Source organism: Gordonia sp. (in: high G+C Gram-positive bacteria), from assembly GCF_049299075.1.
Classification (GTDB): Bacteria; Actinomycetota; Actinomycetes; order Mycobacteriales; family Mycobacteriaceae; genus Gordonia.
The window spans coordinates 1-2,755 of sequence record NZ_JBAQWU010000276.1 but is presented as its reverse complement, the minus strand read 5'-3'; the positions used below and the strand labels follow the sequence as shown (position 1 = coordinate 2,755).

1 protein-coding gene is annotated in these 2,755 nt (G+C 67.2%); it reads left to right on the top strand.

The features are described 5' to 3' along the window. The first annotated feature begins 72 nt into the window (after positions 1–72). Positions 73–2,337, top strand: coding sequence for a protein kinase domain-containing protein (locus WAW85_RS08520; protein ID WP_422559187.1), 2,265 nt, complete (start codon positions 73–75; stop codon positions 2,335–2,337). Positions 2,338–2,755 lie beyond the last annotated feature (418 nt).

The window sequence follows — 2,755 nt, the reverse complement described above, 5'->3', positions numbered from 1 at the left end:
AACATACCGGGCCCCCCGAATGGGTTACGGTCGAAGTCACCGCTTGACTTGCCAACGAGTAGGGAGAACGTCATGGCCGTCGCACCCGGATCGATGATCGCGGGGTATCGAATCGTCGAAGTGCTGGGCTCGGGCGGTATGGGCGACGTCTACCTGGTGGAGAACCCGCAGCTGCAGCGGCGCGAAGCGATGAAGGTGATCTCCACCGGCACCTCGAACACCGACTTTCTGACTCGTTTCACCAACGAGGCGCGGTCGGCCGCCGCGCTGGATCACCCGAGCATTGTCACCATCTACGCGTACGGCGTCGACAACGACACCCCGTGGTTCACCATGAAGCACCTGCGCGGCGCGGACCTGTCGAAGACGCGGCTCAACCCGGCCGACGCGGTGGAAGCGATCTCGCAGGTCGCCAGTGCGCTCGACTACGCCCACTCTCGGCACGTGGTGCACCGAGACATCAAGCCCGCCAACATCATTGGGACCCGGACCGACGGCGGAGTCTTTGACCGGGCGGTGATTCTGGATTTCGGGATCGTGAAGCTCGCGGACTCGCCGCAACTGACCGCGGTGAACACGGTGGTCGGCACCGCGGCCTACACCGCACCGGAGATCATCAACGGCGCCCCCGCCACCGGCGCCTCCGACCAATACTCGCTCGCCTGTACGGCCTACCAGCTCTTCAGTGGGCATGCCCCGTTCAACGCGGACTCGGCGACAGCCATGATGATGGCGCACCTCCAGCAGCAGCCGCCGGCGCTGGCGCAGATTCGGCCCGAATTGGCGCCGCTGGGCCCGGTGCTCGCGCGCGGTATGGCCAAGAACCCGGCCGACCGCTACCCGAGTTGCTATGCCTTTGCCGATGCGCTGAAGGCTGCGCTCACGCAGACCTCGTCCGGGGTCGCGACGACGGTGGCACCGATTCCGGTGCAGCCGCCGCAGACCTCCGGCGCCAGTCAGCAGTTCTCCAGTCCCCAACAGTTCTCCGGACCGCAACACTTCTCCGGGCCGCAGCACTTCTCCGGGCCGCAGCAGGCACCAGTTTCTCCGTACGCATCTGGACCAGCGAATTACGGTGCGGCGCAACAGTTTACGGGCATGCCGCAGCAGCCGGGCTGGCAGCCGGGGTCGTCGTCGGAAAAGAGCCGCAAGGGCCTGTGGGCCGGTCTGATCGCCGCGGCGGTGGCGGTGATCGCCATCGCCGGGACGTCGCCGCTGTGGTGGCCGAAGGGCGGGAACGACGAGCCAGCGGGTCCGCTAATTTCGGCGGGGCAGCAGCTTGCGGTGCGTGGCGGAACACTGTGCACCATCTCGCAGCAGAAGGAACTGTTCTGCTGGGGCGTCAATGAGTTCGGGCAGGTCGGCGACGGCAGCACCGCGCGGCGACAGAGCCCGGTCAAGGTGCCCGGGCTGACGAACGTCACCGCCGTCTCGATCGGCGGCTACCGCAGCGACACCGGAACCTACCCGGGGAGTACGTGCGCGGTGGCCGACGGCGACGCATGGTGTTGGGGCGCCAACTCGTCCGGCGAACTGGGCAATGGATCGACGCAGTCGAGCGACGTGCCGGTGCGGGTAAACGGGTTGGCGAAGGTCGAGACGATCGTCCACGCATTCGGCACCACCTGCGCGGTGACCCAGGGCGAGCAAGAGGTGTTCTGCTGGGGCTACGGTCGGTACGGGCAACTCGGCAGTGGGGGCGACAGCCCGCAGGACTCCCGGACGCCGGTCAAAGTACCGGGGCTGTCCGGGGTCACGGCGCTGACCGGTGACGGCGCCACCTTCTGTGCCGTCGCGCAGGCCAAGCTGTACTGCTGGGGTAGTAACTCCTCCGGTCAGCTCGGCATCGGATCCACCACGCAGCAGAACTCGCCGGTGGAGGTGACCGCACTGAAAGACGTCACGTCAGTGTCGCTGGGCTACAGCCACGACGACGAGTACCGCGTGCTGCAGAGCATCTGCGCCGTCTCGGAGAAGAAGGTCTTCTGCTGGGGCTCCTCCTGGGGCGACCGCAAGGTGCCGGGAGAGATCGCCGGCGTGAACAACGTCGAGCAGGTGGCTTTCGACGTGGGCACCGTCTGCGCAGTCACCGCCGAGCACGACGTCTACTGCTGGGGCAATAACCGGTTCGGTCAGGTCGGCAACGGATCGACCGATCGCGCGGAGGCTCCGATCAAGATCAACGGCGTGCCCGGTGTGTTCGCCGTCGCCACCGGCACCAGCATTTCGTGTGCCCGCGGCCAGAAGGGCGACGAGCAGTCGACCTACTGCTGGGGTAACTCGTGGGATGCCAATCCAGACCGCCCGACACCGCAGAAGATCAACATTCCGGCATAAGTCTCGCCGCATCGTCGCCCGTCACCGTCCGCCGGTTCCCACGCCGTTCGCCGGTTCCCCGGCCCTTCCTGGAGGGCGGCTGAACCGGCGGAGGACGGGCGAGCAGCGGGAGGGCGCGGGAGCGGGGCGACGTTGACGGATGTCGGACCCCGGAAGTAGTATCGAACGTAAGTTCGAACATTGGTGTATTCCCGGCCGATGGAAGCGGACGGTCGTAGTAGACGGTCGTTGACGACCGATCGTGTCAGGCGAGGGGAAGCGCATGTCCGATCTCAACGGGGATACCGGTGCGACGGTGGCGGCGCTGCGGCGCAAGCTGGCCGCGATGGGCTCGTCGGGGATCTCCGGCGACGGCGCCGCAGTGCTCGCGGTGCCCGAGCCGATCGCGGAGTTGTTGCCGCGACGCGGGCTGGTGCGC